General features: G+C 70.4%; 13 protein-coding genes. 10 read left to right on the plus strand and 3 right to left on the minus strand.

Going from position 1 to position 13,314, the window contains the following annotated elements; translation table 11 throughout:
• Positions 1–4 precede the first annotated feature (4 nt).
• From ACZ5XS_RS12850 to pstB, 9 genes are all read left to right on the plus strand, one after another.
• Positions 5–1,036 (plus strand): ABC transporter permease, encoded by a 1,032-nt coding sequence (locus ACZ5XS_RS12850; protein WP_468650601.1) that lies wholly within the window; start codon positions 5–7, stop codon positions 1,034–1,036.
• Positions 1,033–1,863 carry a hypothetical protein gene (locus tag ACZ5XS_RS12855; RefSeq protein ID WP_468650541.1) on the plus strand — a complete coding sequence of 277 codons (831 nt, stop codon included), beginning with the start codon at positions 1,033–1,035 and terminating at the stop codon, positions 1,861–1,863. Before ACZ5XS_RS12850 ends, ACZ5XS_RS12855 begins: the two co-directional genes overlap by 4 nt.
• A 172-nt stretch (positions 1,864–2,035) precedes the next feature.
• Complete coding sequence (locus ACZ5XS_RS12860; protein WP_468650543.1) at positions 2,036–4,402, plus strand: RNA degradosome polyphosphate kinase; 2,367 nt, start codon at positions 2,036–2,038, stop codon at positions 4,400–4,402.
• A complete protein-coding gene (locus ACZ5XS_RS12865) occupies positions 4,383–5,660 on the plus strand; it encodes a CHAD domain-containing protein (protein WP_468650545.1) in 1,278 nt (425 codons plus the stop codon). The genes ACZ5XS_RS12860 and ACZ5XS_RS12865 overlap by 20 nt, the downstream gene beginning before the upstream one ends.
• Positions 5,661–5,689: 29 nt before the next feature.
• Positions 5,690–6,121: an NUDIX hydrolase gene (locus tag ACZ5XS_RS12870; protein WP_468650547.1), complete on the plus strand. Its 432-nt coding sequence runs from the start codon at positions 5,690–5,692 to the stop codon at positions 6,119–6,121.
• A 183-nt stretch (positions 6,122–6,304) separates the two neighbouring features.
• Positions 6,305–7,426 carry a phosphate ABC transporter substrate-binding protein PstS gene (pstS, locus tag ACZ5XS_RS12875; RefSeq protein WP_468650549.1) on the plus strand — a complete coding sequence of 374 codons (1,122 nt, stop codon included), beginning with the start codon at positions 6,305–6,307 and terminating at the stop codon, positions 7,424–7,426.
• A gap of 140 nt (positions 7,427–7,566) precedes the next feature.
• Positions 7,567–8,574 (plus strand): phosphate ABC transporter permease subunit PstC, encoded by a 1,008-nt coding sequence (gene pstC, locus ACZ5XS_RS12880; protein ID WP_468650551.1) that lies wholly within the window; start codon positions 7,567–7,569, stop codon positions 8,572–8,574.
• The gene (gene pstA / locus ACZ5XS_RS12885; protein ID WP_468650553.1) at positions 8,571–9,626 is read left to right on the plus strand and encodes a phosphate ABC transporter permease PstA; all 1,056 of its coding nucleotides are present in this window, start codon (positions 8,571–8,573) and stop codon (positions 9,624–9,626) included. The genes pstC and pstA overlap by 4 nt, the downstream gene beginning before the upstream one ends.
• Positions 9,627–9,666: 40 nt before the next feature.
• Complete coding sequence (gene pstB, locus ACZ5XS_RS12890) at positions 9,667–10,443, plus strand: phosphate ABC transporter ATP-binding protein PstB (protein WP_217241427.1); 777 nt, start codon at positions 9,667–9,669, stop codon at positions 10,441–10,443.
• A gap of 441 nt (positions 10,444–10,884) precedes the next feature.
• Here the strand turns inward: pstB and ACZ5XS_RS12895 are convergent, their stop codons facing one another.
• Positions 10,885–11,883, minus strand: coding sequence for an inorganic phosphate transporter (locus ACZ5XS_RS12895; protein WP_468650555.1), 999 nt, complete (start codon positions 11,881–11,883; stop codon positions 10,885–10,887).
• Positions 11,884–11,890: 7 nt separating this feature from the next.
• Positions 11,891–12,511, minus strand: coding sequence for a DUF47 domain-containing protein (locus tag ACZ5XS_RS12900; RefSeq protein ID WP_030043659.1), 621 nt, complete (start codon positions 12,509–12,511; stop codon positions 11,891–11,893).
• Positions 12,512–12,710: 199 nt separating this feature from the next.
• On the opposite strand from ACZ5XS_RS12900, the gene ACZ5XS_RS12905 reads away from it, so the two are divergent.
• On the plus strand, positions 12,711–13,067 hold the full coding sequence (locus ACZ5XS_RS12905) for a metal-sensitive transcriptional regulator (RefSeq protein WP_468650557.1): 357 nt from the start codon (positions 12,711–12,713) through the stop codon (positions 13,065–13,067).
• A 65-nt stretch (positions 13,068–13,132) separates the two neighbouring features.
• Here the strand turns inward: ACZ5XS_RS12905 and ACZ5XS_RS12910 are convergent, their stop codons facing one another.
• Positions 13,133–13,312, minus strand: a complete 180-nt coding sequence (locus tag ACZ5XS_RS12910) for a hypothetical protein (protein ID WP_383866744.1) — start codon at positions 13,310–13,312, stop codon at positions 13,133–13,135.
• Positions 13,313–13,314: the final 2 nt, after the last annotated feature.

Consider the following 13,314-nt stretch of genomic DNA (forward strand, 5'->3'; position numbering starts at 1 on the left):
CACGATGACCGCACCCACCCCGGCGGCCGTACCGGGCCCCGCCGCACCGCCGCCCGCCCCCGCCGCACCGCCCCGCCAGTTCCGCTGGCTGCTGCGCCTGCACCGCCCGGCCCTGTACGTCTGGACGGGGCTGGTCCTCGCCCTCGCCGTCCTGCTCCTGTGGCTCGGCGGGCCGCTCACCGACGCGTCGGCGGCCGGCTGGCAGCAGTACAACGCCTACCAGACCAGCGCGGCGAAGACGTACGACCAGGACGCGATCCTCCTCTACAAGGACGTCTCCCAGTACACGAGCCTCGCCCTCCTGGCGGTGCCGTTCCTCGTCGCCGCCTGGGCCGGCGCCTCACTGATCGGCCGCGAACTGGAGAGCGGCACCGCCCGGCTCGCCTGGACGCAGGGCGTCACGCCCACCCGCTGGCTGGCCGCCAAGCTCGCCCTGCCCGCGGCCCTGATCACCACCGGCACCGCCCTCGCGGCCCTGCTGCACCACCTGGCGTGGTCGGCGGGCCGGGGCCGCGTCGACACCGCCAAGCCCTGGTACAGCCTCGAAACCCTCTACGCGGGCGGCCCCGTGATCGTCGCCCTCGCCCTGGCGGGCCTGGCCGCCGGCGCCCTCCTGGGCCTGCTGCTGCGCCGGTCGCTCGCCGCCCTGATCGGCGCGGCCTGCACCACGGGCGTCCTGTGGATCGCGATGTCCCTGGCCCTGCCCCACCTCTGGCCGACCGCCACCCGCGTCAGCAGCCTGCGGGACGGCCCCTCGGGCTCCGGCCTCGGCGTCGCGGAGGGCCTGCTCACCGCCGACGGCGACCGTCTCGGCATCCCCCGGTACTGCGGCAGCAGCCACGACCCGTCGTGCGCCACGCTCTTCGACCGCCTGAACGCCGTCGGCTTCTACAAGGACTACCACCCCGAGTCCCACTACTGGCCCCTGCAGCTCATGGCGACCGCCGTCCTCCTCGCCGTCACCGCGCTGCTGACCGTGTCGGCGTTCCGGGTGCTGCGGCACCGGACCGCCGGCCGCAAGGCAGCCGCCGTATGACCGCCGTCGGGGGCCTGCCGCGCACGGTGCTGCGCCTGCACCGCACGGCCGGGATCGTGTGGGCGGTCTTCGTCCTCGCCGCCGTCGCCTCGCTGGTGTGGCTGAACGAGGTCACCGCGGACTCGGTGCGCGCCACGCTGGACAGCTGCGCCGGGAGCACCGGCTTGTGCGGCGCCGTCCGGGCCGGCCTCGCCTACAGCGGGCCGACGGGCTGGATCAGCACCCTCGTGTACTACAGCTTCTGGGCCGTCGCCGCCTGGGCGGGCGGCTCACTGATCGGCCGCGAACTGGAGAGCGGCACCGCGCGGCTCGCCTGGACGCAGGGCGTGACGCCCACCCGCTGGCTGGCGGTCAAGCTCGCGCTGCCCGCCCTGGTGATCGTCCTCGGCGGCGCGGTCTTCGTCCCCGTCTACCGGTGGGCCTGGTCGGCGAACCGGGATCTGATGGGCGACGACTGGAGCTTCTCCGACGTGTTCGCCGCCCGCGGCCCGGCGGTGGTGGCGTACGGCCTGTGCGCCCTCGCCGTCGGCACGCTCACCGCGCTGCTCCTGCGCCGCTCGCTGCCCGCGCTCGGCGTCTCCGTCGCCGTGATGGTCATGCTCAACCAGTACCTGGAACGGCACCGGGAGGACCTCTGGCCGACGGTGACCGGCGCCTCCACCGGCCGGTCCGAGGTGAACGACGACTGGTGGCTGGTGCGCGACGGCACCTATCACCCGCCGTCGCACTTCTGGCCGCTGCACCTCGTCGAGACCGGCATCCTGCTCGCCGTCACCGCCGCGGCCACCACCACCGCCTTCTGGCTGCTGCGCCGCCGCACCCGCTGAAAAAACGGGCCGAACCTCCCTCACGTGAGCCGAACCTCCCTCACGTACGGGGGGAGGACCTACGGTTCGGGGCGTCCGCCGACGGGTGCGGACGCCCGTGAGCCGTTCCCCGGTGTCCCACACGCCATGTCGCCGTAACCGCTGGTTCAGACAGGCTTGCGAGGCTCAGTGGATGAAGCCCGCCGTGCCAGAGCCCGCGCCGCCCCCCGACGGGACAGCAGGGAACGGGGAGGCCCGTGTCGCCCCCGCGCTCCCGCCCGCCCTGTCCGACGCGCCTGTATCGCTCGTGGCGCGGAACAATGGGTCCATGAGCCAGCCAAACACCCAGGCACAGGTCCAGCACGCCCAGCCCTCCGTGGGTTCCATCGCCGCGCACCGCCCGCACACCGTGTCGGCCGCCGTCTCCGACCTGGAACCCGACATCGACGCCGACCTCGACGCGTACGAGGAGGCGCCGTTCGACGGCCCCCAGCTCCCGCAGGGCCGCTTCCTCGACCGGGAACGCAGCTGGCTCGCGTTCAACGAGCGGGTCCTCGAACTCGCCGAGGACCCGAACACCCCGCTGCTGGAGCGCGCGAACTTCCTCGCGATCTTCGCCAGCAACCTGGACGAGTTCTTCATGGTCCGGGTGGCCGGTCTCAAGCGCCGGATCGCCACCGGGGTCGCGACCCGGTCCGCGTCCGGCCTCCAGCCCCGCGAGGTCCTGGAGATGATCTGGGCCCGCTCGCGCGAGCTCATGGCCCGGCACGCCGCCTGCTACCACGAGGACGTCGCCCCCGCCCTCGCCGAGGAGGGCGTCCACCTGGTGCGCTGGAGCGAGCTCCAGGAGAAGGAACAGGCCCGCCTGTTCACCCTCTTCCGCCACCAGATCTTCCCCGTGCTGACCCCGCTGGCGGTCGACCCGGCGCACCCCTTCCCGTACATCTCGGGGCTGTCCCTCAACCTGGCCGTCGTCGTACGCAACCCCGTCACCGGGCACCGCCACTTCGCCCGCGTCAAGGTGCCGCCGCTGCTGTCCCGCTTCCTGGAGAGCTCCCCGGGCCGCTACGTCCCCATCGAGGACGTCATCGCCGCCCACCTGGAGGAGCTGTTCCCGGGCATGGAGGTCCTGGAGCACCACGCCTTCCGCCTCACCCGCAACGAGGACCTGGAGGTGGAGGAGGACGACGCCGAGAACCTCCTCCAGGCCCTGGAGAAGGAACTCATGCGGCGCCGCTTCGGGCCGCCGGTGCGCCTGGAGGTGGAGGAGTCCATCGACCGCGAGGTCCTCGACCTCCTCGTCCGCGAGCTGAAGATCAGCGAGGCGGAGGTGTACCCGCTGCCCGGTCCCCTGGACCTCACGGGCCTCTTCCGCATCGCCTCCCTCGACCGGCCCGAGCTGAAGTACAAGAAGTTCATCGCCGGCGTCCACCGCGACCTGGCCGAGGTCGAGTCGGCGTCCGCGGCCGACATCTTCGCCGCCCTGCGCACCCGGGACGTGCTGCTGCACCACCCCTACGACTCGTTCTCGACGTCGGTGCAGGCGTTCCTGCAGCAGGCGGCCGACGACCCGGACGTCCTCGCCATCAAGCAGACCCTGTACCGGACCTCGGGCGACTCCCCCATAGTCGACGCGCTCATCGACGCCGCCGAGGCCGGCAAGCAGGTCCTCGTCCTGGTGGAGATCAAGGCCCGCTTCGACGAGCACGCCAACATCAAGTGGGCGCGCAAGCTGGAGGAGGCGGGCTGCCACGTCGTCTACGGCCTGGTCGGCCTGAAGACCCACTGCAAGCTGTCCCTGGTGGTCCGTCAGGAGGGCGACACGCTACGGCGGTACAGCCACGTGGGTACGGGCAACTACCACCCGAAGACGGCGAGGCTGTACGAGGACCTGGGCCTGCTGACGGCGGACCCGCAGGTCGGAGCGGACCTCTCGGACCTCTTCAACCGCCTCTCCGGCTACTCCCGCCGCGAGACGTACCGCCGCCTCCTGGTCGCCCCCAAGTCCCTGCGGGACGGCCTGATCGCGCGGATCAACAAGGAAGTCCAGCACCACCGTGCCGGACGCCCCGCCTTCGTCCGCATCAAGGTCAACTCGATGGTGGACGAGGCGATCATCGACGCCATGTACCGGGCGTCCCAGGCGGGCGTGCCGTGTGACGTGTGGGTGCGCGGCATCTGCGCGGTCCGCCCCGGCGTCACGGGCATGTCCGAGAACATCCGGGTCCGCTCGATCCTCGGCCGCTTCCTCGAACACTCCCGGGTGTTCGCCTTCGGCAACGGGGGCGAGCCGGAGGTGTGGTTCGGCAGCGCCGACATGATGCACCGCAACCTCGACCGCCGTATCGAGGCACTGGTGAGGGTCACCGACCCGGCCCACCGGGCGGCCCTCAACCGGCTGCTGGAGACGGGCATGTCGGCCACCACCGCGTCCTGGCACCTCGGCCCGGACGGCGAGTGGACCCGGCACGCGACCGACCAGGACGGCCAGCCCCTGCGCAACGTCCAGGAGATGCTCATAGACGCCCGGAGGCGCCGGCGTGGCACAGCAACACCTTGACCCGACGAACCCCGTGACCGGGCCCGTGACGGGGGACGCCCTCGCGGGCTACCTGCGTTCCCAGGCCACGGAGTTCCTGCGCGCGCTCCGGCTGCACCGCGAGACCGGCGGCGCGGCCGGCGCGAACGGCGCGGAGGACTCCGTCGACGCGGCCCGAGCCCTGCGCCGCTCGGTCCGCCGCATCAGCGGCAGCCTGCACACCTTCCGCCCTCTCCTCGACGCCGAGTGGTCGGACGCGATGCGCCCCGAGCTGGCCTGGCTGTCGGGAACGCTGGCGATGGAGCACGCGTACGGGGCCCGACTGGACCGTCTCCTCCTGGCGCTGCACCGCTTGTCGGGAACGGTGTTCCCGACGCAGCCACCGGTCACCACCGCCCCCCTCGGCACCGCCACGGGGCGCGCCGCGGGGGGCTCCGGGGGCGTAGGCCCTGCCGACGGGCCGGGTGCGGCCGGCTCGGCCACGGGCAGCGCGGACGACACCGCCACGGACACCGCTCCCGCCGCCCGCAAAGCTGTGGGCACTCGTTCCGCCGGGGCGGAACGAGTGGGCACCGGGGGCACCTCCCAGGCCCTCAAGGTACCGGGGGAGGAAACCGGCAGCGCCGGCCCTCGCCCGGCGCCCGCCCCCGACCGCGGCAACCTCACCGTCGGCGCGGCGAAGGCGGGCGCCCTGCTGGAACGCCAGCTCACCCTCGCCCGGACCCGGGCGCACAGCACCGCCCTCCAGACGCTCGGCTCCTCCCGCTTCCACGCGGTCGCCGACAACATCGCCTTACTCGCCAGCGAGGTCCCCCTCACCCCCACGGCGGCCACCACCGCCCTGCACTCCTTCGCCGCCGCGGCCGAGGACCGCCTCACGGACGCGATCGGCTCCCTGCCCCTCGTCACCGCCGGCAGCCCCTACAACGCGGAGGCCCTGATCCACGGCCTCTCCCCGGACCCGGCCCCGCACCCCCAGGACGCCCCCTGGCACCAGGTCCGTCTCCTCCTGCGCCTGCACCGCTACGCCCGCGAGATCCTGGACGGCGGGGACGGGCCCGTCGACGTCCGGCTGCTCACCGCGGGCCAGGCCCTCGACCGCCACCGCGACGCCTCGGAGGCGGCGGCGGCAGCGGCCCAGGCGGCCCGTACTCCTCGTATCGCCCCCGCGACGGCGTACGCCCTCGGCGTGCTCCACGCCGACCAGCGGCACGAGGTGGAGGCGGCACGTTTCGCGTTCCAGCAGTCCTGGCTGAGGCAGGCGGTCGGCACACCCTGACCGATCTTCTCGTGGAGGCGGTGACACCGATGCTCCGAGCGAACGAAGCCGGGGAGCCCCCCGTCCGGGCGGCCGGCTGCGTCTTGTGGCGCCGCTCCCCCGTCGACGGCGAACTGGAGGTCTGTCTCGTCCACCGGCCGAAGTACGACGACTGGTCGCACCCCAAGGGCAAGCTGAAGCGTGGCGAGGCCCACCTGTCCGGCGCCCTGCGCGAGGTGGAGGAGGAGACGGGTCACCGGGCCGTGGCCGGCACCCGCCTGCCCACCGTCCGCTACCTGGCGAACGGCCGGCCCAAGGAGGTCCGCTACTGGGCGGCCGAGGCCACGACCGGTGTCTTCACCCCGAACGACGAGGTGGACCGCATCCTGTGGCTCCCTCCGAAAGCGGCCCGAAACCGCCTCACCCAACCGAGGGACCGTGCTCTCATCGATGCCCTGCTCCGGACCCTCCACCTGAGATAGTCGGCGGAAATCACTCCGTGTCCTCGACGTGAGCGTTCCGTGACCTCACCGCACCGTCCTCAGGGGTTCACCCCCCGTTCATTCACGACCTTCGGCGCCTTCACCTGTTCTGCCTAATTTCAGCCGTACAGACTTCGCACGCCGCCGGTTCAGGACGGCGGCTCTCGGAAGGAACTCCCTCAAGTGAAGCTTCAGCGCATGAACCGGCGGGCCCTCACCCTCGGTGCTCTCGCCGTCTCCGGCGCCCTGGCCCTCACGGCGTGCGGCTCGGACGACACCGGCACCAGCGGCGGCGGCGCCACGTCGACAGCGGCGGCCGACAGCATCAAGTGCGACGACGCCAAGGGCCAGCTCCTCGCCGACGGCTCCTCCGCACAGAAGAACGCGATCGACGCCTGGGTCAAGCAGTTCTCCGCCGCGTGTGGCGTGCAGATCAACTACAAGGGCGGCGGCTCGGGCGCCGGCGTCACCGCGTTCACGCAGGGTCAGGTGGCCTTCGCCGGTTCCGACTCCGCGCTGAAGCCCGAAGAGATCACCGCCTCCAAGCAGGTCTGCACAGGCGGCCAGGGCATCGACCTCCCGATGGTCGGCGGCCCGATCGCCGTGGGTTACAACGTCCCGGGTGTCGACAAGCTCGTCCTGGACGCGGCGACGCTCGCCAAGATCTTCGACAGCAAGATCACCAACTGGAACGACGAGGCGATCAAGAAGCTCAACCCCGACGCGGAGCTTCCCGACCTCAAGATCCAGGCGTTCCACCGCTCGGACGAGTCCGGCACCACGGACAACTTCACCAAGTACCTGATCGCCTCGTCCCCCGCCGACTGGAAGTACGAGGGCGGCAAGGCCTGGCAGGCCAAGGGCGGCCAGTCCGCCTCCGGCTCCTCCGGTGTCGCCCAGCAGGTCAAGCAGACCTCCGGCGCCATCAGCTACATGGAGCTGTCGTACGCCAAGGACGGCATCAACGCGGTCTCCATCGACACCGGCGCCTCCGCCCCGGTCGATGCCACCGTCGAGAACGCCACCAAGGCCATCGGCGCCGCCAAGGTCGTCGGCACGGGCAAGGACCTCTCGCTCAAGCTGGACTACGCGACCAAGGCCGAGGGCGCCTACCCGATCACCCTGGTCACGTACGAGATCGTCTGTGACAAGGGCAACAAGGCGGACACCCTGCCCGCCACCAAGGCGTTCCTGCGCTACATCGCCTCCGAGGACGGCCAGTCCGTCCTCGCGGACAGCGGTTACGCCCCCATCCCCGCCGACATCATCGCCAAGGTCCGCACCACCATCGAGGGCCTGAGCTGACCTGAGTGCGGTCCGGCCTGGGGCCTTCGTACCCCGGCCGGACCGCACCGTCCGGTGCACCGCCGCCAGGAGCCGCCGCCGACCGCGGACGGCTCCACCGGGCCGTACGGCGCGTACGGTCCCGCAGACCGGAGAACCCGATGGACATAACCACGAAGAACACCGAAGCCCCTCCCCCGACCGAACCGCCGACCGAGGCCGAGCAGAAGCGCGCGGCCCGAGGCGCCACCCGACCCGGTGACCGGATCTTCCTCGGTCTCTCCCGAGGGTCGGGCATCCTGCTGTTGGTGATCATGGCCGCGATCGCGGTCTTCCTCACCTACCGCGCGAGCCTCGCGATCAGCAAGGACGACGCCAACTTCCTCACCGCCTTCGAGTGGAACACCGGCGTCATTCCGCCGAAGTTCGGCATCGCGGTCCTCGCCTTCGGCACGATCGTCTCCTCGATCGTCGCCATGGTCATCGCGGTCCCGATCGCCGTCGCCATCGCGCTGTTCCTCACGCACTACGCCCCGCGCAAGCTCAGCGGCCCCATCGGGTACGTGATCGACCTCCTCGCCGCCGTGCCGTCCATCGTCTACGGCCTGTGGGGCGCGCTGATCCTCGTACCGCAGATGGACGGCCTCTTCGGCTGGCTGAACGACTACCTCGGCTGGACCGGCATCTTCTCCTGGGAGGGCGGCGCCCCCCGTTCGATGCTCACGGTCGGCATCCTGCTCGCGATCATGATCCTGCCGGTCATCACCAACGTGAGCCGTGAGGTCTTCCGCCAGGCCCCGCAGATGATCGAGGAGGCGGCTCTCGCCCTCGGCGCCACCCGCTGGGAGGTCATCCGCATGGCCGTCCTGCCGTTCGGCCGCTCCGGCGTGATCTCCGCCTCGATGCTCGGCCTCGGCCGCGCCCTCGGCGAGACGATGGCCGTCGCCACCGTGCTCTCCCCCACCTTCGACATCCAGGCCAGCCTGCTCGACCCGGGCGGCGGCACCTTCGCCCAGAACATCGCCAGCAAGTTCGGCGAGGCCACCGAGTTCGGCCGTGACGCGCTCATCGCCTCCGGTCTGGTCCTGTTCGTCATCACCCTGCTGGTCAACGGCGCGGCCCGCGCGATCATCGCCCGCCGCAAGGAGTACTCGGGGGCCAACGCATGAGCACCGCCATCGCCGACAAGCGCAGCACGCTGCAGGGCGCCCGCCTCCCGAAGTGGTCCCCGTACGCCATCGCCTGCGGCTCCCTCGCCGTGTCGATCGGCATCGGCCTCGCCGCCGGCCTCCACAGCCGCGTGCAGTGGGGCCTGATCGCCGCGATCCTCTTCGTCGTCGGTTCCTTCGTCATCGCCTCCCGCGTCGAGGGCACCCGCCAGGCCAAGGACCGCCTCGCGACCTCGCTGGTCTGGGTGGCCTTCCTGCTCGCCGTGGTGCCGCTGGTCTCCCTGGTCTGGGTGACCGTCGCACGCGGCGTGAAGGTCCTCGACGTCTACTTCCTGACCCACTCCATGGGCGTGGTCGCCGACACCGAGCCGGGCGGTGGCATCTACGCCGCCATCCTCGGCAGCCTGGAACAGGTCGGCCTCGCCGCGCTGATCGCCGCGCCGGTCGGTGTGCTCACCGCGGTCTACCTGGTGGAGTACGGGCGGGGCAACCTGTCCCGTGCCATCACGTTCTTCGTCGACGTGATGACCGGTATCCCGTCGATCGTCGCCGGTCTGTTCATCCTCAGCCTGATGCTGCAGTTCGACATGCAGCCCTTCGGCTTCGCCGGCTCGCTCGCGCTCGCGATCCTGATGATGCCGGTCGTCGTCCGCTCCACGGAGGAGATGCTCAAGCTCGTCCCGAACGAGCTGCGCGAAGCCTCCCTGGCGCTCGGCGTCCCGAAGTGGCGCACCATCCTGAAGGTGGTCCTGCCGACCTCGCTCGGCGGCATCATCACCGGCGTCATGCTGGCGGTCGCCCGTATCGCGGGCGAAACCGCACCGGTTCTCCTGCTCGTGTGGGGAAACCCGTTCATCAACGCCAACCCCTTCGAGGGTGCGCAGGCGTCGCTGCCGCTGTACATCTATCAGCAGTACGCGAACAGCGCGGGCTCCGGAGCGGCGTACGACCGCGCCTGGGCGGCGTCACTGACGCTGATCGCCTTCGTGATGATCCTCAACCTGGTGGCTCGCGGCATCGCCCGCTGGAAGGCCCCGAAGACCGGTCGCTGACGCGGCCATACGGCGACTGATTCTGGAAGTGAAGTAGAAAATGGCCAAGCGAATCGACGTAAGCGGTCTGACCGCCTACTACAGCGCCCACAAGGCGATCGAGGACATCTCGATGACGGTCGAGCCGCGCTCGGTGACGGCCTTCATCGGCCCCTCCGGCTGCGGAAAGTCGACGTTCCTGCGCACGCTGAACCGGATGCACGAGGTCACCTCGGGCGGCCGCGTCGAGGGCAAGGTGCTCCTGGACGACGAGGACCTCTACGGTCACGGCATCGACCCGGTGTCGGTCCGCCGCGAGGTCGGCATGGTGTTCCAGCGTCCCAACCCCTTCCCCACGATGTCGATCTTCGACAACGTGGCGGCGGGCCTGCGCCTGAACGGCAACTACAAGAAGAGCGAGCTGCAGGACGTCGTCGAGAAGTCCCTCAAGGGCGCGAACCTGTGGAACGAGGTCAAGGACCGCCTCAACAAGCCGGGCTCGGGCCTCTCCGGCGGCCAGCAGCAGCGCCTGTGCATCGCGCGGGCGATCGCGGTGGAGCCGAACGTGCTCCTGATGGACGAGCCCTGCTCGGCGCTCGACCCGATCTCCACGCTCGCGATCGAGGACCTGATCGGCGAGCTGAAGGAACGCTTCACGATCGTCATCGTCACGCACAACATGCAGCAGGCGGCCCGCGTCTCCGACCGCACGGCCTTCTTCAACCTCGCGGCGGTCGGCCAGCCCGGCCGGCTGATCGAGATTGACGACACGGAGCGCATCTTCTCCAACCCGTCGGTCCAGGCCACGGAGGACTACATCTCCGGCCGCTTCGGCTGACCGACACCCCCCGATCCCCTCGCGGTGCTGCATGGCGGTGCCACCGCGAGGACGAAAAGGGCCCGCCCCCTGGTATCGGGGGCGGGCCCGTCGTCGTTGTGGGTCGGGGCCGCGCCGGGGGTGTCCGTCCTCGGAACGGCGGGGAATCGGTCCCTCACCAACGCACCAGCGTCGACGCGCCAACCCTGCGGGCGAACACCCCCCGACACGTCCCCTTCTCGCCGTACGCGGCTGCGGGCACACCCACTTCGCGATGCCAAGGGCAGCCGGCCGACCCCCGTTTCTCGTCCGGCCGAGTTCCCCCTCCCAACCCCCCCAACGCCGAGCGCAGCCGGGCGAGCCCCGCCTTTCGACTGACCGAGACGGGTGGCAGGGTGGGCATAGGTCGGAGGTCTGGGGGCGGAGCCCCCAGGGGCGGGCGCCGTTCGGGGCAGCCGGGGCCTACAGGAACGCCAGATTCACCACACCGAACGCACACGCCGCGACGAGCGCCGCCGCCGGCATCGTGATGAACCAGCCCAGGATGATGTTCTTGGCGACACCCCACCGCACCGCGTTCACCCGCTTCGTGGCGCCGACGCCCATGATCGCGGAGGTGATGACGTGGGTGGTGGAGATGGGGGCCTGGAAGATGAACGCCGTGGTGAACATGATCGACGCGCCGGTGGTCTCGGCCGCGAACCCCTGCGGCGGGTCCAGCTCGATGATCTTCCGCCCGAGGGTGCGCATGATGCGCCAGCCGCCCGCGTAGGTACCGAGCGAGAGCATGAGCGCACAGGCGACCTTGACCCAGATCGGGATGGGGTCGCCCGCCTGCTCGACGTCGGCGATGACCAGGGCCATCACCACGATGCCCATCGTCTTCTGGGCGTCCTGGAGGCCGTGGCCGAGGGCCATGCCCGCCGCCGACACGGTCTGGGCTATGCGGAAGCCGCGCTTGGCCTTGTGCGGGTTGGACTTGCGGAACATCCACAGGATCGCGCACATCACCAGGTAACCGGCGATCAGACCGACGACCGGGGAGATGAACATGGGGATGACGACCTTCTCCAGGACGCCGGACCAGAGAACGTCGATACCGCCCGCGAGCGCCGCGCCCACCATGCCGCCGAACAGCGCGTGCGAGGAGGACGAGGGCAGACCGAAGTACCAGGTGACCAGGTTCCACACGATCGCGCCCACCAGGGCGGCGAACAGGATCCACATGCCCCGGTTGCCGTGCGGCGTCTCGATCAGGCCCTCGCTGACGGTCTTGGCGACCCCACTGCCCATGAAGGCGCCGGCGAGGTTCATCACCGCGGCCATCGCGAGCGCCGCACGCGGTGTCAGCGCACGCGTGGACACGGATGTGGCGATGGCGTTGGCCGAGTCGTGGAAGCCGTTGGTGTAGGTGAATCCGAGCGCGACCCCGATGGTCACGATCAAGGCGAAGGTGTCCATGAAGGGGTCAGGACTCCTTGACCGCGATGGTCTCCACCGTGTTGGCCACGTGCTCGAAGGCGTCGGCGGCCTCCTCGAGCACGTCCACGATCTGCTTGAGCTTCAGCACCTCGATGGCCTCGTACTTGCCGTTGAAGAGCATGGCGAGCAGCTTGCGGTGGATCTGGTCGGCCTGGTTCTCCAGCCGGTTGACCTCGATCCAGTACTCGGTGAGGTTGTCCATGGTCCGCAGGTTCGGCATCGCCTCGGCGGTCAGCTCGGCGGCCCGGGCCAGCACCTCGATCTGCTGCTCGACGCCCTTGGGCAGTTCCTCCACGTTGTAGAGGACGACCAGGTCGACGGCCTCCTCCATGAAGTCCATGATGTCGTCGAGGGACGACGCGAGGTTGTAGATGTCCTCACGGTCGAACGGCGTGATGAACGAGGAGTTCAGCTGGTGGAAGATCGCGTGCGTGGCATCGTCACCCGCGTGTTCCGCGGCCCGCATGCGCTCTGCGATCTCGGCCCGGCCGGCGGTGTCCGCTCCGAGCAGTTCCATGAGGAGCTTCGAGCCCGTGACGATGTTGTCCGCGGATGCGGCGAACATGTCATAGAAGCTCGTCTCCCTGGGGGTCAGACGAAAGCGCACAAGGGGTCCTCGGGGTGCATCGGTTTCGGTCAGGCTGATGCTAGGTGCATCATCCGGCCACGGCTAATGGGCCGTCCACCAGTGTCGCCCATCAGGCAGAGTGTTCGACACGGGGGCCGCCCGCAGGCCACATACCCCGCAAAGTTCGGTACCATATACCCAGTAGGGGTATATGTCTGCCCATGATGTGGAGGACGCGATGACGACCACCGAGGCCGGCGCGGAAGCGCCCTCCGCCGCCGAGCCGAAGCTCGTGACGGACCACGACCGCGGTGTGCACGGGTACCACAAGCAGAAGGACGAACACCTCAAGCGCCTGCGCCGCATCGAGGGCCAGATCAGGGGCCTGCAGCGGATGGTCGACGAGGACACCTACTGCATCGACATACTCACGCAGGTCTCCGCCTCCACCAAGGCCCTGCAGTCCTTCGCCCTGCAGCTCCTGGAGGAACACCTGCGCCACTGCGTCGCCGACGCGGCCGTCAAGGGCGGCGCAGAGGTCGACGCCAAGGTGGAAGAGGCGACCAAGGCGATCGCCCGCCTGCTGCGGACATGACGGCTCGCCGCTGAAACCAGGACAGGGGGCAGGGGGCAGGCGGCAGAGGGCAGGGGCGCCTCCGGCTAGTAGCCGGAGGCGTTCGCGCGTTCTTCGGCCACTTTCAGCACCTCGTCGATGCTCTCCAGGCTGAGCCGGTCCTCGTCGGCGGCCGAGGCCGCGATGATCAGCTCTCCGCACAGCTCGATCTCGGCGAGGGCCACGTGGTCCTGAACTGCCGTACCGCCGACCGGAGCCACGCGCATCA

This window comes from Streptomyces sp. NPDC033131 (assembly GCF_055578365.1).

Excerpts from the sequence above, each read along its gene's own strand:
- ACZ5XS_RS12850 (WP_468650601.1), top strand. The coding sequence starts at position 5 with ATGACCGCACCCACCCCGGCGGCCGTACCGGGCCCCGCCGCACCGCCG.
- ACZ5XS_RS12855 (WP_468650541.1), top strand. The coding sequence starts at position 1,033 with ATGACCGCCGTCGGGGGCCTGCCGCGCACGGTGCTGCGCCTGCACCGC.
- ACZ5XS_RS12860 (WP_468650543.1), top strand. The coding sequence starts at position 2,036 with ATGAAGCCCGCCGTGCCAGAGCCCGCGCCGCCCCCCGACGGGACAGCA.
- ACZ5XS_RS12870 (WP_468650547.1), top strand. The coding sequence starts at position 5,690 with ATGCTCCGAGCGAACGAAGCCGGGGAGCCCCCCGTCCGGGCGGCCGGC.
- pstC (WP_468650551.1), top strand. The coding sequence starts at position 7,567 with ATGGACATAACCACGAAGAACACCGAAGCCCCTCCCCCGACCGAACCG.
- pstA (WP_468650553.1), top strand. The coding sequence starts at position 8,571 with ATGAGCACCGCCATCGCCGACAAGCGCAGCACGCTGCAGGGCGCCCGC.
- pstB (WP_217241427.1), top strand. The coding sequence starts at position 9,667 with ATGGCCAAGCGAATCGACGTAAGCGGTCTGACCGCCTACTACAGCGCC.
- ACZ5XS_RS12895 (WP_468650555.1), bottom strand. The coding sequence starts at position 11,883 with ATGGACACCTTCGCCTTGATCGTGACCATCGGGGTCGCGCTCGGATTC.
- ACZ5XS_RS12905 (WP_468650557.1), top strand. The coding sequence starts at position 12,711 with ATGACGACCACCGAGGCCGGCGCGGAAGCGCCCTCCGCCGCCGAGCCG.
- ACZ5XS_RS12910 (WP_383866744.1), bottom strand. The coding sequence starts at position 13,312 with ATGCGCGTGGCTCCGGTCGGCGGTACGGCAGTTCAGGACCACGTGGCC.